The sequence below is a fragment of the Bradyrhizobium septentrionale genome (genome assembly GCF_011516645.4).
GTDB lineage: Bacteria > Pseudomonadota > Alphaproteobacteria > Rhizobiales > Xanthobacteraceae > Bradyrhizobium > Bradyrhizobium septentrionale.
The window spans coordinates 3,850,003-3,868,929 of the sequence record NZ_CP088285.1 but is presented as its reverse complement, the minus strand read 5'-3'; the positions used below and the strand labels follow the sequence as shown (position 1 = coordinate 3,868,929).

General features: G+C 65.3%; 26 protein-coding genes and 1 riboswitch. Of the genes, 9 read left to right on the top strand and 17 right to left on the bottom strand.

The genetic code is table 11. The features are described 5' to 3' along the window. Positions 1-10: 10 nt before the first annotated feature. Positions 11-1,930 carry an adenylyl-sulfate kinase gene (cysC, locus tag HAP48_RS20060; RefSeq protein WP_166210944.1) on the top strand — a complete coding sequence of 640 codons (1,920 nt, stop codon included), beginning with the start codon at positions 11-13 and terminating at the stop codon, positions 1,928-1,930. Between the two features lie 259 nt (positions 1,931-2,189). Continuing rightward, positions 2,190-4,352 carry a malate synthase G gene (locus tag HAP48_RS20055; protein ID WP_166210948.1) on the top strand — a complete coding sequence of 721 codons (2,163 nt, stop codon included), beginning with the start codon at positions 2,190-2,192 and terminating at the stop codon, positions 4,350-4,352. Positions 4,353-4,520: 168 nt separating this feature from the next. Here HAP48_RS20055 and HAP48_RS20050 read toward each other — a convergent pair whose 3' ends face one another. The 3 genes from HAP48_RS20050 to HAP48_RS20040 form a co-directional block, all read right to left on the bottom strand. After that, complete coding sequence (locus HAP48_RS20050; RefSeq protein WP_021076357.1) at positions 4,521-4,676, bottom strand: Thivi_2564 family membrane protein; 156 nt, start codon at positions 4,674-4,676, stop codon at positions 4,521-4,523. Positions 4,677-4,789: 113 nt separating this feature from the next. Further along, a complete protein-coding gene (locus HAP48_RS20045) occupies positions 4,790-5,422 on the bottom strand; it encodes a DUF2865 domain-containing protein (protein WP_166216198.1) in 633 nt (210 codons plus the stop codon). Between the two features lie 26 nt (positions 5,423-5,448). Further along, a complete protein-coding gene (locus tag HAP48_RS20040) occupies positions 5,449-6,267 on the bottom strand; it encodes a L,D-transpeptidase (RefSeq protein WP_166210952.1) in 819 nt (272 codons plus the stop codon). Positions 6,268-6,496: 229 nt separating this feature from the next. Between HAP48_RS20040 and HAP48_RS20035 the strand changes: the two genes are divergently transcribed. The 3 genes from HAP48_RS20035 to HAP48_RS20025 all read left to right on the top strand — a co-directional run bounded on the left by HAP48_RS20035 (position 6,497) and on the right by HAP48_RS20025 (position 8,698). Further along, positions 6,497-7,609, top strand: coding sequence for an AI-2E family transporter (locus HAP48_RS20035; protein ID WP_166210955.1), 1,113 nt, complete (start codon positions 6,497-6,499; stop codon positions 7,607-7,609). A gap of 136 nt (positions 7,610-7,745) precedes the next feature. Continuing rightward, positions 7,746-8,117 carry an ElaB/YgaM/YqjD family protein gene (locus HAP48_RS20030; RefSeq protein ID WP_166210958.1) on the top strand — a complete coding sequence of 124 codons (372 nt, stop codon included), beginning with the start codon at positions 7,746-7,748 and terminating at the stop codon, positions 8,115-8,117. Between the two features lie 134 nt (positions 8,118-8,251). Continuing rightward, entirely contained in the window at positions 8,252-8,698 is a 447-nt protein-coding gene (locus HAP48_RS20025; RefSeq protein WP_166210961.1) for a hypothetical protein, read from the top strand. 194 nt (positions 8,699-8,892) lie between these two features. Here the strand turns inward: HAP48_RS20025 and HAP48_RS20020 are convergent, their stop codons facing one another. From HAP48_RS20020 to HAP48_RS19975, 10 genes are all read right to left on the bottom strand, one after another. Next, positions 8,893-9,285: a hypothetical protein gene (locus tag HAP48_RS20020; RefSeq protein WP_166210964.1), complete on the bottom strand. Its 393-nt coding sequence runs from the start codon at positions 9,283-9,285 to the stop codon at positions 8,893-8,895. Positions 9,286-9,624: 339 nt separating this feature from the next. Next, on the bottom strand, positions 9,625-9,798 hold the full coding sequence (locus HAP48_RS20015; protein WP_165126501.1) for a hypothetical protein: 174 nt from the start codon (positions 9,796-9,798) through the stop codon (positions 9,625-9,627). Positions 9,799-9,944: 146 nt separating this feature from the next. Continuing rightward, the gene (locus HAP48_RS20010; RefSeq protein WP_166210967.1) at positions 9,945-10,130 is read right to left on the bottom strand and encodes a hypothetical protein; all 186 of its coding nucleotides are present in this window, start codon (positions 10,128-10,130) and stop codon (positions 9,945-9,947) included. 80 nt (positions 10,131-10,210) lie between these two features. Continuing rightward, the gene (locus HAP48_RS20005) at positions 10,211-11,098 is read right to left on the bottom strand and encodes a DMT family transporter (protein ID WP_166210970.1); all 888 of its coding nucleotides are present in this window, start codon (positions 11,096-11,098) and stop codon (positions 10,211-10,213) included. A 4-nt stretch (positions 11,099-11,102) separates the two neighbouring features. Further along, on the bottom strand, positions 11,103-11,783 hold the full coding sequence (locus tag HAP48_RS20000; RefSeq protein ID WP_166210973.1) for a transglutaminase-like domain-containing protein: 681 nt from the start codon (positions 11,781-11,783) through the stop codon (positions 11,103-11,105). Between the two features lie 30 nt (positions 11,784-11,813). After that, a complete protein-coding gene (locus tag HAP48_RS19995) occupies positions 11,814-12,074 on the bottom strand; it encodes a hypothetical protein (RefSeq protein ID WP_224496517.1) in 261 nt (86 codons plus the stop codon). A gap of 133 nt (positions 12,075-12,207) precedes the next feature. Beyond that, positions 12,208-12,594: a fluoride efflux transporter CrcB gene (crcB, locus tag HAP48_RS19990; protein WP_166210976.1), complete on the bottom strand. Its 387-nt coding sequence runs from the start codon at positions 12,592-12,594 to the stop codon at positions 12,208-12,210. Continuing rightward, positions 12,591-12,764: a hypothetical protein gene (locus HAP48_RS19985; protein ID WP_166202896.1), complete on the bottom strand. Its 174-nt coding sequence runs from the start codon at positions 12,762-12,764 to the stop codon at positions 12,591-12,593. The genes crcB and HAP48_RS19985 overlap by 4 nt, the downstream gene beginning before the upstream one ends. A 72-nt stretch (positions 12,765-12,836) precedes the next feature. Then, positions 12,837-12,897: riboswitch (Fluoride riboswitch) on the bottom strand. Between the two features lie 55 nt (positions 12,898-12,952). Then, on the bottom strand, positions 12,953-13,144 hold the full coding sequence (locus tag HAP48_RS19980) for a hypothetical protein (RefSeq protein WP_166202899.1): 192 nt from the start codon (positions 13,142-13,144) through the stop codon (positions 12,953-12,955). Beyond that, entirely contained in the window at positions 13,113-13,286 is a 174-nt protein-coding gene (locus tag HAP48_RS19975) for a hypothetical protein (protein WP_165126504.1), read from the bottom strand. The genes HAP48_RS19980 and HAP48_RS19975 overlap by 32 nt, the downstream gene beginning before the upstream one ends. 178 nt (positions 13,287-13,464) lie before the next feature. Between HAP48_RS19975 and HAP48_RS19970 the strand changes: the two genes are divergently transcribed. Then, positions 13,465-13,707, top strand: coding sequence for a hypothetical protein (locus tag HAP48_RS19970; protein ID WP_166210979.1), 243 nt, complete (start codon positions 13,465-13,467; stop codon positions 13,705-13,707). Positions 13,708-13,737: 30 nt separating this feature from the next. Here the strand turns inward: HAP48_RS19970 and HAP48_RS19965 are convergent, their stop codons facing one another. From HAP48_RS19965 to HAP48_RS19955, 3 genes are all read right to left on the bottom strand, one after another. Next, the gene (locus tag HAP48_RS19965) at positions 13,738-13,878 is read right to left on the bottom strand and encodes a hypothetical protein (protein ID WP_156928304.1); all 141 of its coding nucleotides are present in this window, start codon (positions 13,876-13,878) and stop codon (positions 13,738-13,740) included. Positions 13,879-13,938: 60 nt separating this feature from the next. Further along, positions 13,939-14,820 carry a DMT family transporter gene (locus HAP48_RS19960; RefSeq protein WP_166210982.1) on the bottom strand — a complete coding sequence of 294 codons (882 nt, stop codon included), beginning with the start codon at positions 14,818-14,820 and terminating at the stop codon, positions 13,939-13,941. A 111-nt stretch (positions 14,821-14,931) separates the two neighbouring features. Then, positions 14,932-15,657 (bottom strand): TetR/AcrR family transcriptional regulator, encoded by a 726-nt coding sequence (locus HAP48_RS19955; RefSeq protein ID WP_166210985.1) that lies wholly within the window; start codon positions 15,655-15,657, stop codon positions 14,932-14,934. Positions 15,658-15,769: 112 nt separating this feature from the next. On the opposite strand from HAP48_RS19955, the gene HAP48_RS19950 reads away from it, so the two are divergent. After that, positions 15,770-16,972, top strand: coding sequence for a cytochrome P450 (locus HAP48_RS19950; protein WP_166210988.1), 1,203 nt, complete (start codon positions 15,770-15,772; stop codon positions 16,970-16,972). A 71-nt stretch (positions 16,973-17,043) separates the two neighbouring features. Here HAP48_RS19950 and HAP48_RS19945 read toward each other — a convergent pair whose 3' ends face one another. After that, positions 17,044-17,856 (bottom strand): response regulator, encoded by an 813-nt coding sequence (locus HAP48_RS19945; RefSeq protein ID WP_166210991.1) that lies wholly within the window; start codon positions 17,854-17,856, stop codon positions 17,044-17,046. A 267-nt stretch (positions 17,857-18,123) separates the two neighbouring features. Here HAP48_RS19945 and HAP48_RS19940 point away from each other — a divergent pair, with 267 nt between their 5' ends. Then, on the top strand, positions 18,124-18,330 hold the full coding sequence (locus tag HAP48_RS19940) for a NepR family anti-sigma factor (protein WP_029077728.1): 207 nt from the start codon (positions 18,124-18,126) through the stop codon (positions 18,328-18,330). After that, the gene (locus tag HAP48_RS19935) at positions 18,330-18,878 is read left to right on the top strand and encodes a sigma-70 family RNA polymerase sigma factor (protein ID WP_029077729.1); all 549 of its coding nucleotides are present in this window, start codon (positions 18,330-18,332) and stop codon (positions 18,876-18,878) included. Before HAP48_RS19940 ends, HAP48_RS19935 begins: the two co-directional genes overlap by 1 nt. Positions 18,879-18,927 lie beyond the last annotated feature (49 nt).

Genomic DNA, 18,927 nt, shown 5'->3' with positions numbered 1-18,927 from the left:
GAGCGTTCCGATGAACATGATCCTTCCCACCGCCTCGATCTCGGCAACGCCCAACGGCACGACGCGGCCGCAAGTGCGCATCGTCATCGTCGGCCATGTCGATCACGGCAAGTCGACGCTGGTCGGGCGCCTGCTGCATGAGACCGGCAGCCTGCCGGACGGCAAGCTGGAAATGCTGAAGGCGGTCAGCGCGCGGCGCGGCATGCCGTTCGAATGGTCGTTCCTGCTCGACGCGCTGCAGACCGAGCGCGACCAGGGCATCACCATCGACACCACCCAGATCCGCTTTCGTACCCGCTCGCGCGACGTCGTGCTGATCGACGCGCCCGGCCATGCAGAGTTTTTGCGCAACATGATCACCGGCGCCTCGCAGGCCGACGGCGCCGTGCTGATCATCGATGCGCTCGAAGGCGTGCGCGACCAGACCCGCCGTCACGGCTACCTGCTGCATCTGCTCGGCGTGAAGCAGGTTGCGGTCGTCGTCAACAAGATGGACCGCGTCGACTTCAGCGCTGAGAGATTCAAGGAGATCAGCGACGAGATTTCGGCGCATCTGATCGGCCTCGGCGTCAAGCCGACGGCTGTGATCCCGATCTCGGCGCGCGACGGCGATGGCGTCGCCGAGCGCACGGCGCGGATCGAGTGGTACAAGGGACCGACCGTGGTCGATGCGCTCGATGCGCTCGAGCCGGCGCGTCCGCTCGCCGAGTTGCCGCTGCGGCTGCCGGTGCAGGCGATCTACAAGTTCGACGACCGCCGCATCGTGGCGGGCCGCATCGAGTCCGGCAGCCTCAAGGCCGGCGACGAGATCGTGATCATGCCGACCGGCAAGATCGCCAGGATCAAGACGGTCGAGAGCTGGCCGGTGACGCCGGTCAACGGCCCGCACGGCGCGGGGCGCTCGGTCGGCATCACGCTCGACCGCGAGCTGTTCCTCGAGCGCGGCGACATCATCGGACATAGCGGACAGAGCCCGCGCGACACCCGCCGCATCCGCGCGCGGATCTTCTGGCTGCACGACAAGCCGCTGACCAAGGGCGAGCAGATCCTGATCCGGCTCGGCACCAAGGAAAGCCGCGCCACCGTGGTCGCGATCGAAAAGGCGATCGACCCCGGCGCGCTGTCGAACGAAGAGAACAGCGCGATCGCGCGCAACCATGTCGGTGAGATCGACATCTCGCTGGCGCAGCCGGTGGCGACCGATCCCTACACTGACAATCCGCGCACCGGGCGCCTGGTGATCGAGGTCAACGGCCGAATCGCCGGCGGCGGCCTCGTGCTGTCGGTCGACGCCGGCCGGCCTGCCGTGCCGGTCGATATCGTGCCGGTCGAGTCCGCGCTGCGTGCGGACGAGCGCTCGGCGCGCTACCACCACAACGGCGCGGTGATCTGGCTGACCGGCCTCCCCGGCTCGGGCAAATCGACGCTGGCGCGGGCGCTGGAGCGCCGCCTGTTCGGCAATGGCGGCTCGCCGATCCTGCTCGACGGCGACACGCTGCGTGCGGGCCTCAACAGCGATCTCGGCTTCTCGCCGCAGGATCGGGCTGAGAACATCCGCCGCCTCGCCGAGGTCGCGACCCATCTGGCGCGCAACGGTCATATCGCGATCGTCGCCGCGGTGTCGCCGTCGGCCGCCGACCGTGCGACGGCCCGCCGCATCGCCGACAGCGCGTTCCGCGAGATCTATGTCGCGACGCCTGCCGAGGTCTGCGAGACCCGCGACCCCAAGGGCCACTACGCCAAGGCCCGTTCCGGTGGCTTGCCGTCCTTTACCGGCATCACCAACGACTACCAGCCGCCGGCCGGCAACGAATTGACCATCGATACCTCGAACCGCTCGGTCACCGAGGCCACCGACGAGATCGAGCGGATGCTGGCCGAGACCGGTATCCTGTTCGACGAACTGACCGATCTCGCGGCGAATATCTGACCTCGCTCGCCTTTCATCGCCCGGCTTGTCCGGGCGATCCAGTAGTCCAGAGACGCCCGTGCGTGAGCCGATAGGCCGCGGCGTACTGGATGCCCCGCTTGAAGCGGGGCATGACACCTGAGAGTGGGGTGACAGAGGGCCTTCTCAGAGCCGGGACTTTAGGGCTAAAAGGGCCGTGAACGCGGCCCTTTGGCGCGTTTTTTGCTGATTTCTTTCGAAAACAGCTCCTAAAACGCCCGTTTCTTTGAGAAAGCCCATCATGACTCGTGTCGATGCCCATGGATTGAAGATCGCCCCTGTCCTGTTCGATTTCATCGCCAAGGAGGCGACGCCCAAGACCGGGATCGCTCCCGAGGCGTTCTGGGCCGGACTTGCCGCCATCATCCAGAAGCTCGGACCGAAGAACCGCGAGTTGCTCGCGGTCCGCGACACGCTGCAAGCCAAGATCGACGACTGGCACCGCGCCCACAAGGGCAAGGCGTTCGACATCAACGCCTACACCGCGTTCCTCAAGGACATCGGCTACCTCTTGCCGGAGCCCGCGACCCACAAGGTCGAGACATCAAACGTCGACGAGGAAATCGGCAAGATCTGCGGCCCGCAGCTCGTGGTGCCGTTGACCAACGCCCGCTACGCGCTGAACGCCGCCAACGCGCGCTGGGGTTCGCTGTACGATGCCTTCTACGGCACCGACGCAATCCCGCATGATCCGAGCGAAAGTGGCAAGGGCTACAACAAGGCCCGCGGCGACAAGGTGATCGCCAAGGCAAAGGCCTTCCTCGACGCATCGGCGCCGCTTGCGACCGCAAGCCATACCGACGTGACCTCCTACAGCGTGATCGCCGGCCAGCTGTCGGCCAAGCTGAAGAGCGGCAATTCGACCGCGCTGAAGGACGGCGCCCAGTTCGCCGGCTATCAGGGCGATGCGGCCCAGCCTTCCGCGATCCTGCTCGTCAACAACGGCATGCATGTCGAGATCAAGATCGACCGCAGCAACATCATCGGCAAGGACGATCCGGCCGGCGTCGCCGACATGATCCTGGAATCGGCGGTCTCCACCATTCTCGACATGGAAGACTCGGTCGCCGCCGTCGACGCCGAGGACAAGGTGCTGGTCTATCGCAACACGCTCGGCCTGATGAACGGCACGCTGTCGGCCGATTTCGACAAGGGCGGCAAGACGCTGACCCGCGCGCTCAATGCCGATCGCGTCTACAAGAAGCCCGATGGCAGCGAGCTGAAGCTGCACGGCCGCAGCCTGCTGCTGATGCGCAATGTCGGCCACCACATGTTCACCGACGCGGTGCTCGACGCCAAGGGCGAGGAGATCCCGGAAGGCCTGCTGGATGCCGCGGTCGCCGGCCTGCTCGCGATCCACGACATCAAGGGCAATTCGAAGGTCAAGAACAGCCGAACCGGCTCGGTCTATATCGTCAAGCCGAAGATGCACGGTCCCGACGAGGTGACGCTGACCTGCGACTTGTTCGCCGAGGTCGAGAAGATGCTCGGCTTACCGGAGAACACGCTGAAGGTCGGCATCATGGACGAGGAGCGCCGCACCACGGTCAACCTCAAGGCCTGCATCCAACGCGCTTCCAAGCGCATCATGTTCATCAACACCGGCTTCCTCGACCGCACCGGCGACGAGATCCACACCTCGATGGAAGCGGGTCCGATGATCCGCAAGAACGACATGAAGGCGCAGCCCTGGATCAAGGCCTATGAGGACTGGAACGTCGACAACGGCCTGATCGACGGCCTGCCCGGCCATGCCCAGATCGGCAAGGGCATGTGGGCCGCGCCCGACAAGATGGCCGACATGCTGGTGCAGAAGATCGGCCATCCGCAGGCCGGCGCCACCACCGCCTGGGTGCCGTCGCCGACCGCGGCCACGCTGCACGCCTTGCACTATCACCAGGTCAATGTGACCGCCCGGCAGCACGAGCTCGCCAAGGGCGGGCCGCGCGCCAAGCTCTCCGACATCCTTACCATTCCGGTGTCGCAGTCGAACTGGGCGCCCGACGACGTCAAGCAGGAGATCGACAACAACTGCCAGGGTATTTTGGGCTACGTCGTGCGCTGGATCGACCAGGGCGTCGGCTGCTCCAAGGTGCCCGACATCCACGATGTCGGCCTGATGGAAGACCGCGCCACGCTGCGCATCTCGAGCCAGCATCTGGCGAACTGGCTGCATCAGGGCGTCATCACCAAAGATCAGGTGATGGAGTCGCTGAAGCGCATGGCCGTCGTGGTCGACAAGCAGAACGCCGGCGATTCCCTCTACAAGCCGATGGCGCCGTCGTTCGACGGTGTCGCCTTCAAGGCCGCCTGCGACCTGATCTTCGAGGGCCGTACGCAGCCGAACGGCTACACCGAATACATCCTCACCGCGCGCCGCCGCGAGGCCAAGGCCGCCGGTTGATCGGCGAGTCGCGACGACAAGCAATAGCCCCGGCGATGAGCCGGGGCTTTTTGTTGGGCGTTGGCGGTGCCGCAGGCGTCATTGCGAGCGAAGCGAAGCAATCCATCTCACCACTTGTGGAGGCATGGATTGCTTCGTCGCTTCGCTCCTCGCAATGACGAACTCAGTCTAGAACACCGCCAAATATTTCAGCAGCGAGACGATGCCGATGATGATGACGACGACGCGCGCGATCTGCTTGGCGCGGCCGTCGAGCGGCAGCATGTTGATGAGATAAAGAACGAGAATAATGACAAGGAAGGTGACGAGTACGCCGACGAGCATGCGGGGCCCCCTGATGGCATCGGTAAATGTGCTGTTCGCCCGTTGCTAACGTGCGAGACGGAACCCGGTTCCGGACCACGGAACCGAAAGTGGGCCGCCTCGTGCAAGTGGCGCTACTCGCGCGCCAGCACCGCCGGACGCTGATATTTGGCGCGGATGCGATCCGGCGCCGGCGTGAAGTTGAGAGACGCCCCGCGCCGGTCCGGGCGGCCGACCGACATCAGCCCGTCCTTGCCGGCGACGATGTCGCCCTTGCGCAGGGTCGGATCGTCCTCGATCTTCACCGCGGCCAGGCCGACCGGATCCTTGCCGTTGCAGGTGCAGCCCGCGACGATCGCGTCGCGATAGCGGAACGCGTTCGGCAGCTCGGAATAGGGCTTGCCGTCTTCCGTCGCGGCGTTGTCGATATTGCCGCCATAGACCACTTCGGTCGCGCTCGCCGGGCAGAAGCTGTTGCAGCTCTCCGCCTTGCTCTGGTTGCCGGTCGCGGCCAGCGGGAAATAGCGGCCGTCGCAGGTCCGCACGCAGTAAGCCTGACCGCCGTCATAGCGCGCGCGACGCTCGGCCCGCGGCGCGACAGGCGCCGGGCCGTCATCGAACGGGATGCGGATCACCGGCGGCCGGCCCTGGATGAAGCCGCCGAACAGTTGCGAGAAGAAATCCTGGGCTTGCGCCGCGGGCGCAAGGGACAGGCCAAGCAACGCCGCCGTCCCGAACACCCACCGCCTGGAATATCGCTTCACCATCATCGCCCCTCATACAACGCCGATCCTCAGTACAACGAGGAAGCGGTCGGAATGTTCATCGCCTGGCGGCCTGAGGGCAGCGTCATCATCGCCGGACGCGGCTGCACCGGCGCCGGCCGGACTGAAATCTGCGTCGTGGTCGGGCCGAGCTCGCGGGCGGCGAGATGCGGCGCGTTCTTCGGCAGCACCACGACTTTGGTGCCGACATCGACCCGGCTGAACAGGTCGGAGACATCCTCATTGGTCAGGCGGATGCAGCCCGACGACACGTACTTGCCGATCGTCGACGGATCGTTGGTGCCGTGGATGCGGTACTCGCTGGAACCGAGATACATCGCGCGTGCGCCGAGCGGATTGCCGGGGCCGCCGGCCATGAAGCGCGGCAGATAGGGCTGGCGCTTGATCATCTCGGCCGGCGGATGCCAGTCCGGCCATTCGGCCTTGCGGCTGATCGTCTGCACGCCGGCCCAGGTAAAGCCCTCGCGGCCGACGCCGACGCCGTAACGAATCGCCCGGCCGCCACCGAGCACGTAATAGAGCGCGGTGTTGCCGGTATCGATGATGATGGTGCCGGGCGCTTCCGTCGTGTTGAGCGCGACGGTGGTGCGGCGCAGCCGCTCCGGCAGCGCGCCGTCCTCGCTGGCCCCGGTCGAGGGATCGTTCATCACCTCATCGGACGGAAATGCACCCGGCTGCGTCGACGCATAGCCGAGCGCAGACGAGCGGACTTGGGCGCTGGCCGAAGTCGCGATGACCAATGGCGTCACGAACAGGACGCTGGCGAAGGCAAGGTTGCGCGCGGCGCGCGGCGCAAGCCGGCGGCTGGAAAGAGACTGCTGTGTCATGTGCTGCCCCTGGACGGGATGCGCATCGTGGTGATGCGATGCACGAGCAACGCGCGTGGCCGTCAGACAGTTCCGGCGCGAATCATCGCAAGGCCGAGATTGTCAACCCGCAACGTCTCACGAACCCGCGATGGAACCTTTGCCGACGCGGGCCGTTGTCAGGCGCTATTGGACGCGCGGGGTGACCTCGCAGCGCGAAATTCATTTTGCCTCGTGCAGGAGGAAACTGGTGCGCGCGTTTCCGGGTGAACGTCTGCTTGGCAATCCGCCCGAAGGCACGCCCTTCCCCGACAGCAAAGCCGAACTGCCGCCAGTGATCAGCCGCGCCGAGGTCGTCGCATTCGCGCTGGTCGCGCTGCTGGTGATCGTCGTAGTGGCCGTGCTCTATCTGGCGCGCGCTTTCTTCCTGCCGATCACGATGGCCTTCATCGTCGGCACCATGCTGTCGCCGGCGGCAGGCCTGCTCGAACGCTACCGGATCCCGCGCCCGCTCGGCGCAGTGCTCTTGGTGATCGCGGTCGGCGCGACCGTTAGCTTCATGGTCGGGTTGATTTCCGCCCCGCTGATGGAATGGAGCTCGCGGCTGCCCGAGCTCGGCGCGATCCTGAGGGAGAAGCTGCACGTGTTCGACCGGCCGCTAGCGCTATGGCAGGAGCTGCAGAGCATGCTCGGCGGCTCCGACACGCTTGCCACCCTGCAGCTGCCGAAATTCGAATGGGTGCAGCCGACGCTGGAATTCCTGTCGCCGACCTTTGCCGAATTCCTGCTGTTCATCGCAACCCTGATCCTTTTCATCGCGAGCTGGAAGGACCTGCGCCGTGCGCTGGTGATGAACTTCAGCGAACGCGCGGCGCGGCTGCGCACGCTGCGCATCCTCAACGAGATCGAGACCCATCTCGGCAATTACCTGCTGACGGTGACCATAATCAATGTCGGCGTCGGCATCGTCACCGGTGCGATCTGCGCGGCAACCGGCATGCCCACTCCGGCCGGGCTCGGCGCACTCGCCGCGACGCTGAACTTCATTCCGATCATCGGCCCGATCGCGATGTTCGTGGTGCTGGTCGTGGTCGGCATCATCGCCTCGCCGACCATCGGTGCCGGGCTGATCGCGGCGGCCTGCTTTGCGGCCGTGACCTTCATGGAAGGGCATTTCGTCACGCCGATGATCGTCGGCCGCAGGCTGTCGCTGAATGCACTCGCAGTCTTCCTCGCGCTCGCGTTTTGGACCTGGCTGTGGGGCCCGATGGGCGCCTTTCTGTCGTCGCCGCTATTGATCGTGGCGTTGATCGTGAAAGAGCATTTGATGCCGGACAATTCGCCGCAGCTGCCCGAGGAATAGAAAGCGTTTTCAAGCGAAGCAGGCACCGGCTCGCTCGAGAAGACCTGTCGAGCCATCAGGCCAGGTTTCGCATCAGGAACTTTGCCTGCTGCGAGGCGTTTTTCCCTGCAACACGCGAATTCTCCGGGAGCTTTCGATGTCGAGCACGGACAGCGCATTTGGGATCAAAAACATGACGGACAAAGCGACCTACGAACGCCTTGAGAAGGATGTCACCGCCGTGAAGAACGATATCGCAGCCCTCACCGAACAGATCACCGACGCGCTCAACTCGTTTGCCAACAACGCGGGCAAGCAGGCGCGCCGCCGCTACAAGGATGCGCGCGCCAATGCGGAATCGACACTCGACGACATGTCGGAGCGCGGCAGCGCGATGATGGGCGCGGCGCAGGACGCGGCATCCTCGATCGAGGAATCGCTGGAGGAGGTGATCACGCAGCGGCCGCTGGCGACCGTCGGCCTGGCGCTCGGTCTCGGCTTCCTGATCGGCCTCACCTGGCGGCGCTAACGGATCGTCTCGGATGAGGCCCGCGGAGGCGGTCATGCGCAAACCTCCCCTCTGGACGCGATGGCAGCGCTGGCGCGCCGCCGCCTCGTTTGTCGATGCGCTTTTCAAGGCAAGATCGAAGGCAAGGTTCGGCAATGCTTCAGCGGCTGATCAATGACGTCAAGGAATCCACCGGCAGCGCGTTGCGCCTGACGTCGCTTGCCGCCGCCGCCGCGATCGCGCTGTCCATCACCATCGCCTTCCTGTGCGCGGCCGCCTTCGTCTATGTGCTGCAGCATTACGGTCCGGTTGAGGCGTGCCTGTCCGGCGCCGCAGTGTTCCTGGTTGTCACGCTGGTTGCCGTCGCCGTTTACGCGGTGCGCAAACGCGAGGCACGCCGGCGCGCCGAGCAAGCGGCCAAGGCTGCTAAATCGGCTGCAGCGACCATGTTCGCCGACCCCGCATTGATCGCCACCGGCCTGCAGATCGTCCGGGCCATCGGCGTGAAACGGCTGATCCCGATCCTGGCGATCGGTGGCCTCGCGCTCGGCCTGATGGCCAGCCGCAGCGCCGCTGCTAGTGGCGAGCCGGCGGAGGAGTGACGCCTCGCAATGGCGCGCGCCTCTCCCATCCAACCGGTGTCATCGCCCGGCTTGACCGGGCGATCCAGTACGCCGCAGCTCATCGGCTCACTCACGACTGCCTCTGGAATACTGGATCGCCCGCTTTCGCGGGCGATGACAGCTGTGCCTGTTGAGATCGCGGAGCCTCTCGTTGAGATCGCGGAGCGCCGTTCTCAGGTCACGCAGCGGCCGGGCTGCAACAGCTTGGCCACTTCGGTCAAAACGCTGACCACAGGCTCGCAGGCCACCTTGCGGGTGTCGCCGGGCCGGGCCCGGGCGGGTGCTGCGGGGCGATTGCGAGCCTCTTCCCGCGCCACGGGGACGCGGACCAGCACCGACGTCTCGGGAAGCCGGTCGACCTTCAGCGCGACGGTGCGGCTCGGCAGGCCGCTTGATGGAACCGCGGCGCGGTCGGTCTTGGCGGCGCGGTTGACCGCGCTCTCCGGCGCCAGTGCGGTGGTGACCTTCTGAGTTCCAATGAGATCGTGGCCGGATGCGAGCTGCACCGCGCCAAGCGTCAATCCGCCCGCCAACGCAGCGAAAATTCCCTTTTGAATCTTTGACATGGTGATGTCCCTCGCCCCATGGAAATTTCCCTTGGCGATCACGGACACAACGCGAGCGGAACCTGTGGAGTTCTCGCGTCCGGCCATCACTTAACCGTGTACGAAAATATTTTCACGCGCACGGAACGAGTCCGGGGGTTCGCGAGTCATTGCAAGAGCCGGTTATTCCCCCTGCCCCATTGACCGGCGACGTAGGGCGCGACCGTGGTGATGCCGGTCGCGCCCTGCTCTTTTTTGCGGTCTGCTGCGGACGGGGCGTCAGCCAGCATCTCACTCACCGGTTGCATTTGGAGTGAGGCGCCGAGGGCTAATCCCCTCACTGTCGAGATGACCGCCTGACTAAGCGTTATCGTTTGCCGGCATGTCCTGGGAGCGAACGACCGTCACTTCACGGCAGGACAGGCAGCGACCGACGTGAAACTTGATTCCGGTCGTCTGGTCGTCGACGAGCATCAGCTCGCTCAGGGGCTCGCCGCATTTGCAGGTCACCGTCTTGCTGTCGGCAAAATACATCGGACGTCCCTCCATGGGCTGGAGATTTCATCTCGTCATTGGGGTGAACCCGATTGCCCCTTCCGATCGCGTCCACTCCTTTTCGGCCGGTAACGTCCGGGCAATCCGGACAATGGGGGTGACGTTCCCAAGTTTATTTCGAAGGCCTATTTTGAAGCGGATTGCGTCTTCGTCTTGGACTGCGCGGCTTCGCGCGCCTGCCGCTCGGCCTTGAGACGCTGGAAATTGTCGTAGAAGGCCTTCTCGCTGGCGCGATGCTCCTTGATCGCCTCCGACGCCTCTTGCTGACGCAACTCGTTACGGACCTTCCGCTGCTGGGGAGTCAAATTCATATGGCCTCCAACTAAGCTCTTGAATCAACGCTGGATTCAACGCACGAGGCCGGAAAAGGTTGCACCGGAGGGAACTGGCTCTACTTGCGCAGGCTGGCCCAGACGCCGCCGAGGATCAAAAGGCCGCCGATCAGATGGATCAGCTTCGGCGGCTCGCCGAGGATGATCCAGGACAACAGCGCGCTGGCGATCGGCGCGACGTAGAGCACGAGCGAGGTCCGCACCGAGCCGAACCGTGCGCCGAGCCAGGCGAAGCCGGCATAGGCGATCAGGCCGGGCACGAGGCCGGCGAAGACATAGGCCTCGAACGCCCTGACGCTGAAGACCTCCGCCGGCGTGGCCCACATCTCCCGGATCGCCGGCGGCAGCGAGCACAGCGCCCCGGCCGCCGAGAACAGGCTGACCCGCGCCAGCAACGAGGCGCGCGGCGCGACGCGCGACTGCATCAGCGTGTAGCCGGACCAGCCCAGCATCGCGAGCACCACCAGCAGGTCACCCCAGGCCGCGCTCGATTGCGTCAGCGTTTCCAGATGGCCGCCCGAGACGATCAACAGCGCGCCGGCCAGCGCGAGCGCCGTGCCGAGCCACTGCAGCGGCCCGATATGCTCGATGCCGAGCGCCGCCGAAATCAGCAGCACCATGATCGGCGACAGCGCGAAGATCAGCGCGATATGGATTGCGGTCGTCGTGATGCCCGCGATGTAGACCGGGCCGCCGCACAGGAACATGCCGAGGAAGCCCGCGGCGAAGATCGGCCAGAGATTCTGTGCCAGCGGGATCTTGCCGTCCCTGACAGCCGCGATCGCAAACGGCGCCAGCCCGATCGCGATGATGCTCCAGCGGAAGAAAGCCAGCGAAAACGGCGGCACCGAACCGGCTAGGCCCCGCGCCAGCACCTGGTTGGAGGCCTGCCCGACCGCGACCAGGATGAAGCCGGTCAGCGCAGCCGCCCGCCGCGGCGCGCGCACAGCCTCACTGCTCGGCGGCTTCCCGTTCCATGTCGCGGCCGGACATGTCCTCGCCCTGCATGTTGGCGTAGTCGCGCGCCATCTCGCGCATCAGGAACTTGGCGGGGACGTCGTGATAGGTGCCGTGGTCGTTGACATACTGCATGTAGGCGCGCCCGGCGCCGTCGAAGGGATGCAGCAGCGCATCGGAATGGCCGTCGAAATCGAGCGGCTTGACGCCGAGCTTGGCGCACAGCGTGTCATTGAAGGTCGGGGTCGCCTTGCGCCAGGCGCCGTCGACGAACACTTCGGTGAAGCCGTGCCAGGTGAACAGGTCCGAGCCCATGCTCTGGCGCAGCTTCTCGGTGGTCAGGTGGTTGCGGACGTCGGCGAAGCCGACCCGGGCCGGGATGCCGTGGACCCGGCAGGCCGCCGCATAGAGCGCCGCCTTGCCGACGCAATAGCCGTTGCCGGCAGCGAGCACGCTGGAGGCGCGGAAGCTCTCCGGCGAGCGCATGCTGACGTAGGGATTGTAGCGGATGCCGTCGCGCACCGCGGTGTAGAGCCGGCTCGCTCTGTCGCGCGCGCTGGCGTCGGCCGGCACGGCGGCGCGGGCGAACGCTGCGACGGCGGGATGGTCGCTGTCGACATATTCGCCTGGGTCAGTGTAGAGGCGGCTGATCGTATCGGGAAGATGCTCGGTCATGGCGCGAGCTTAGCAAGCCATTTGCGCAGTTCAATGCGGCTCGTGCGGCCCTTCTTGCAGCCCTGCCCCGCTCAGATCCTGAAGCGTCCGTCCCTGCGGCGGCGGGTAGCTGCGCCGCTTGGCCTTGAAATATTCGCGCGCGAAATGGATGCCGATCCCGATCAGGAACGGCGGGGCAAGCGCGGCAGCGATCATCAGCGCGGTGATCGACTTCGGCGTCAGGATGTCCAGCACCATCGACGCCAGCAGCCACAGCGTGGCAGCAATCACCGCGACGTCGACATGCTTCATCCCCCGCTCTTTCCCTTGTCCGCTGACCATCATCCGGGTTCCATACTACCGGCTGGCCCCGGGCGCGCCAAGGATTCCGGGCGGCGGACGATACCTCCAGCCCTTCACTTTTCTGGAACGGCAGGGCGGCTGGTTAGGCCGCGAGCGCCCTGACCAGCAGCAGGCCGCCGAACAGCGCGAGGATCGAGAGCGCGACGGAGGCTGCGATGTAGGCCCCGGCCGACCATAACTCGCCCCGCTGCATCAGCACGATGGCATCGAGCGAGAAGGTCGAGAAGGTGGTGAAGCCGCCGCAGATGCCGACGGTGAGAAACACCCGCGTCGCCTGGCTGACATTCCAGCTCAACGCGAAGGACTCCGCGAAGACGCCGATCAGGAACGAGCCCACGATATTGATCGCCAGCGTGCCCCAGGGAAATTCCGTGCCGACCAGGCGTCCCGCGCCGATCGCCACCAGATAGCGCGCGACCGACCCCAGCGAGCCGCCGATCGCGACCGCCGCCAACAATTGAACGTTCAATTTCTCGCCTCTCTGCCCCGCCACTCGACGATGCCCGTCACAAGCCCGACAACGAAGGTCGCGGCGACCAGCTCGTCCGGCGCGCCGACCCACAGGGCGACGGCGCCGACGAGCCAGATCGACCCGACCAGCGACAATGCGATTGAGAGTGACCCAAGAAGACCCGTCATGCTCTGCCCCTTCTCGTTCGCGGGGCGCGTGTAGCGGGTCGGCGGCGGCGCATGCTCCTACCGACGCTCTCGCGCCCGGTAGGAGTCATCAGCCTTGCGGCGGTTATCGGGGGACTCCATCCCCATCAACGTGGGAATGGTAGGCGAGCGGCGCGGCGGGAGCAAGTAGCCATCCGCCGCTTCGCTGTTCACTCGCTCATCGACAGCATCGCGTTCAGCTCGACGGCGGTCCGCAGCTGCTCGATGCGCGCCGCAATCTGCTCGCGTTCGGCGCCGCGCGGCAGCTGCGCGAGCCGGCTTTCCAGCCGCACCCGGTGCTCGTCGAGGCGCTGCTCGAATGTGTGGGGTTCAGATCGCTTCCGCTTCCGAATCGTCTTCATCACTCACCCTTGGCGGTTGCAGACCGGGACTGTTGGCCCAGCGGTCCAGTTGATCGATGACCTGTGCGTGGCTCGGACGCCGCGGTTCAGGGGCTTCCGGCTCCTCGGATAGCTTGCGGGGCAACTTGACGTGGTTGGTCATGGCATCACTCCCGCGAGATAACGGAGAGGTACCCGGATCGTTCCTCAATCTTTTGTCTAAGCCATTGATATAACTTGATAAACATGCTCAATTGATGTTTTTTTAGGGACTTGAGGAACCCGCCGCAACTTGGATCGTTTAGCAAATTACTCAACTAACTAATTCTGGGCGATTTGCGATGAATGAGCTTCGCGCTGAACGTCTTCAAGTCATGTTGTCACCCGAGGAATTGGCTGCTCTCGACGATTTCCGATTCAAGCATCGCATGCCGACCCGCGCCGCGGCCGTCCGCGAGCTGCTCAAGATCGGCCTTGCCGGAAACGGCGTCGTCGGCGGGGCCGGGGTGAAATCGAGCGAGTATGGGGTGTTTAATCGGGGGCCGGACGGGCACACCCAAGGGGACGCGCCGCAAGAGGATTGACGGCGCGTTGGCGCGCAGGAGTGTCGCGGCTCAAGCCGCGACGAAGAGGTCCACGATCCCCTTCAGGATCGAGACCACGAGCGCCGACGAGAACATCGCCGTGCCGAGATCCGCGAGATAAAGCAGTTGCGCCTTCTGCTCCGCATCAAGCCGCGCGATTGCCTTTCGCATGGCCAAGCTCCCTTTTGGGGAGAACGCGCCTCGCGAACGTCGGTTCCGTCCGCTGCGCGCTCAGGCCCGCTGCAGCGCCAGCGTTACCCCGCCGAGCGTCAGCGCCATGGCGCCGATCTCGCGCAGGCCAAGCGGCTCGCCGAGGATGATCGCGGCCGAGACCACGCCGATGACAGGTACCAGCAGCATGCCGGTCGACGCCGACGTCGGCGGCAGGCGGCGCAGCGTCTCGAACCACGTGAGGTAGCAGATGCCCATCGGCATCAGCGTCATATAGGCAAAGCAGCCGAGGCCGACCGGCGTGATCGCGGCATAGTTCGGGTGCTCGAAGAGAATGCCGAGCAGCAGCATGACGAGACAGCCGATGCCGACCTGCCAGGCCACCACCGCGAGCGGCGGCATCGGCAGCGGCTTGCGGTTCAGCACATTGCCGAGCGCGAACAGGATGGCGCAGGCGAGCGCCAGCGCAATTCCGATGAGCTTGCCGGCGCTGAAGGCAAAGCCATTGCCGCCGAGCAGCAGTGCAACGCCGGCGACGCCGAGCACCAGCGCGGCGAGATCCCGCAAGGTCGGGCGGCTGTGCAGCACCGGCCAGGCGAACAGCATCGCCCAGATCGGCATCGTGTAGGCCAGCAGCGCGCCCTCGCCGACGGTGACGAATTTCATCGCGATGGTGCCAAAGCCCATCCAGGCAAAGACATTGGTGAAGGAGGCGAACAACAGCCGCGGGATCGCCTCGCGCGGCACGGCCAGCGACTGGCCGCGGGCCAGCGCCAGCGTGCCCAGGATCACGGCGGCGCAGGTGCCGGCGAGCCCGCGGGCGAACAGCGGCGGCCATTGCTGCAGCAACAGCTTCATCAGCGGCCAGTTCAGGGCCCAGCCGAACGCCGTGATGACCAGGCAGAGAAAACCGACTGTTCTATCGCGTTGAGTCGTATCCATCGGCCGCGCTTAGCAGGCCGACGCTTGTGATTCCACAGCGCATCGCGCATGCCACATGGCATCGCGTATGCGGGCGCAATAATCCGGCGCGTCCCTTCCGATCCCACTTGGTCAGGCGAAGGTGCCGATCGTGATCCGCGGCCAGCCCTCGCTTTTCCGTGCCGCGGCAAGCTTGCTCGCCCAGGCGTCGATCAGGCTCGCGATCAGCAGGCGGCCGGTGCCGCGCATGTCGGGCAGTTTCATGGTGGGCGTACCGAGCGTGAGTGCGACCACGCCATGCGCGGCCGCAAGCAGCGCAGTCGCCAGCCGCTGCGGCAGGCCCGACGCCGGTTCGGCGCCATGTGCCGCCAGGAATTCGCGCACTGACGTGACGAACAGCTCGTAGCTGCGGCGCGCGATCTCGGTCTCGCCGAAATAGACGCCGTCGGGAAAGCGGCGGTCCTCGACCGTGCCCGACATCGAGAACAGCGAACGGAAGTGATCGGGATTGTCGGCCCAATAGTCGAGATAGGTTTCCATCACACGCCGCAGCCTGAGATCGCTGTCGGCGGTCTGCGCGCGGACCCGTTCGAGCTGTTCGGCCACCGCCTCGAGGTTCTGCTGCTTCACCGCAAGCAGCAGCAGCAGCTTGGTCGGATAATATTTGAGGACGGTGCCCTTGGAGTAGCCGATCGCGTCGGCGATCTTCTGGATCGAGACGGTCTCGAGCGTGCCGGCGGCGAATTCCTTTCGCGCGGTCTCGAGGATCAGCGCCTTCAACGCATCCTTGTCCGCCTCCTGCCGTGCCCGGCGCTGAAAGCGCCGCCCGCCTTTGCTGGATCGCTCCTCGATCGACATCGCCGTCTCCTAGAGCCTTTTCCGTTCCGATGGAATCGAAACGAGGCTCCCCTTGCTATATCCGAGTTAATTGACTATGGTCAATTAAATGACCATAAGACGGGAGGACGCAATGAGCGCCCTTGCGAGCCCCCTCGCCGGCGAAATTATTCGCAGCGATTTCGATCCGTTCAGCCCTGCGACGCGGGCCGATCCCGACGGCACCTACGCGGAGCTGCGTGCCGCGGCACCGGTCATTCGCCTCACCAAATACGATATCTGGGCGGTGCCGCGCTTTGCCGAGGTCAAGACGATCTTCGGAAACCACGCCAACTTCAGCAACGCCGGCGGCGCCGGGCTTGCCAACCACTTCAAGGAAAAGCCGTGGCGGCCGCCGAGCATCGTGCTGGAAGCCGATCCGCCGCTGCACAGTGCGGTGCTGGCGCGAATCCTCTCGCCCGGCGCGATGCGCCGGCTCGCCGACGATTTCAAGGCAAAGGCTGCCACCTTGGTCGATGGGCTCATCGCGCGCGGATCGTTCGACGCGATCAAGGATATCGCGGAGGTGTTTCCGGTCAGCGTGTTTCCCGACGCGCTCGGCATCGACCAGGAGGGCCGCGAGAATTTCCTGACCTATGGCGCGATGGTGTTCGCCGGCTTCGGGCCGGAGAACGACTATTTTCGCACCCTGATGAAAGAGGCGCCGCGCGTGCTGCCCTGGGTCGCGGCGCGCTGTCAGCGCGAGGCGCTGCGGCCGGGTAGCTTTGGCGCGCAGGTCTACGAGGCGGCCGACGCCGGCGAGATCAGCGCGGAGGAAGCGCCGCTGCTGGTGCGTTCGCTGCTCTCGGCCGGGCTCGACACCACGATCAGCGCGATCGGCATGGCGCTGTACACGCTCGCGCGCCATCCCGATCAATGGGCGCTGCTCGCGGCCGATCCGTCGCTGTCGCGCGCGGCGTTCGACGAGACGCTGCGCTTCGATTCACCGGCGCCGTTCGTGTTCCGCACCACGCCGCATGACACCGAGATCGCAGGCGTTGGGATCGGCAAGCACGAGAAGGTGCTGCTGCTGGTCGCCTCCGCCAACCGCGACGAGACGCGCTGGGAGCATGCCGACCAGTTCGACGTCAGACGGCGACTGTCCGGGCACATGGGGTTCGGCGTCGGCATCCACGGCTGCGTCGGGCAGATGGTGGCGCGGCTGGAGGCTGAGGCCGTGATCGCAGCGCTCGCGGCCAACGTGAAGCAGTTCGACATTGCGGGCCCCACAGCCTTCCGCGACAGCTCAGGCCTGCGGGCGCTCAGCACGATGCCGGTCCGCGTCACACCGAAATAGCAGGCCCCCCTGGAAAAATCCGGCGCACCTTGCGATGCGCCGGATCAGTCGACCAGCTTACCTTCAGAACTTTAGGCCGACGCCGCACTCGGCGTGCGGTTGCGCGAGTTGCGCTGGAAGAACAGCGCCTGGCTCGCCACCGCCGACACCATCGCCGGCTGGAACGGCTTCGAGATCAGGAATGCCGGCTCCGGCCGCTCGCCGGTCAGGAAGCGTTCGGGATAGGCGGTGATGAACACCACCGGCACCTCGAAGGTCCGCAGCAACTCGTTCACCGCATCGAGGCCCGACGAGCCGTCGGCGAGCTGGATGTCGGCGAGAATCAGGCCGGGCTTCTTGTTCTTGGCGAGCGCCACCGCGTCCGAATGGGTGCGGGCAACGCCTATGACATTGTGGCCGAGATTCTTCACCAGGCTCTCGAGGTCCATGGCGATGAAGGTCTCGTCCTCGATGATCAGGACGTCGGTGGCGATCTCGGCCGCCATCTCGCGGCCGGCGGCATCGGTCAGCTTGCGCGTTTCGGCGATGTCGGTGCCGAGAATGTAGCCGACCTCCTCCTCCGAAAATCCCTCAAGCGACAGCAGCAGGAAGGCCTGGCGGGGCAGCGGCGTAATGTTGGAAAGCCGGCGCTCCGGCGGCAGCGACAGCGTCGCCACGTCGGCATTGTCATTGTTATTCACCGACACCGAATTCCAGATCTGGGTGAACAGCCGAAACAGCCCGGCGCGCGGGCCGTGCGCTTGGTCCAGCAACGATCCATCCTGCAACAGGGCCTCGAGCATGGCCCCGACATAGGCGTCCCCCGACGCCTGGTTTCCGGTCAGTGCGCGGGCATAGCGGCGCAGCAGCGGAAGGTGTTCGGCAACGATCTGCGATCGGGACATTCCCACTCCATCTTGTTCGTGAGGCCTGCCGGCCTGAAACCCGTTGTCCGGGGGCACGCATCCATTTCGATGCACCCCCCGGTTCCCCTGCATCCCCGATTACGCGCGAACGACGAAAAAGTTCCACGAAATAGTTCCAGCCTTCCGGAACTTTCTGCGCAACTTTGCATTAGCTCCTGACCGACGAGGCAACGCGGCCAGCCTCTTATTTCGAGGAAACATCTTGGAAATCAGAGACTTAACTCCCGGGGAAGCGTGGATCACATCATGAAGGAAGTAAAGAAGCAGGGCGGTCTCAACGCCGAGATTCAATCGAGAATCGGCCACCAGCTTCGCGCCATGTACGACGACGTGGTGCGACAGGGGGTGCCCGACCGCTTTGCGGAGCTGATCCGCAAACTCGACGGACCCGAGGCTGCCGCGGCGGCCGTCGCCGGGGGTGGTGATACCGACAAGAACAATGGAGGGGACTAATGCCTCTCACGAATGAACTTCGCGACGACATTCTTGCGTCGGTCCCGAGCCTGCGCGCGTTCGCGATCTCGCTGTCCGGTAATGGTGACCGCGCCGACGATCTGGTGCAGGAGACCCTGCTGCGCGCGATCGCCAATATCGACTCGTTCCAGCCTGGCTCGAACCTGCCCGCGTGGCTGTTCACCATCCTGCGCAACCTGTTTCGCTCCGACTACCGGAAGCGGCGGCGCGAGGTGGAGGATGCCGAGGGCAACTATGCCAAGACGCTGAAGAGCCAGCCGTCGCAGACCGCCCACCTGGAGTTCGAGGAATTCCGCACCGCACTCGAAAAGCTGCCGCAGGACCAGCGCGAGGCACTGATCCTGGTCGGCGCCTCCGGCTTCTCCTACGAAGATGCCGCGGCGATCTGCGGCTGCGCGGTCGGCACCATCAAGAGCCGCGTCAACCGCGCGCGATCGAAGCTGAGTGCCCTGCTCTATGTCGATAGCGCCGAGGATTTCGGCCCCGACAACACTGTGCGCGCCGTGATCGGCGGCAATGGCGGCTGAGCACGACAGACCTGAATACGAAAAGGCGGTCCTGATCGGGCCGCCTTTT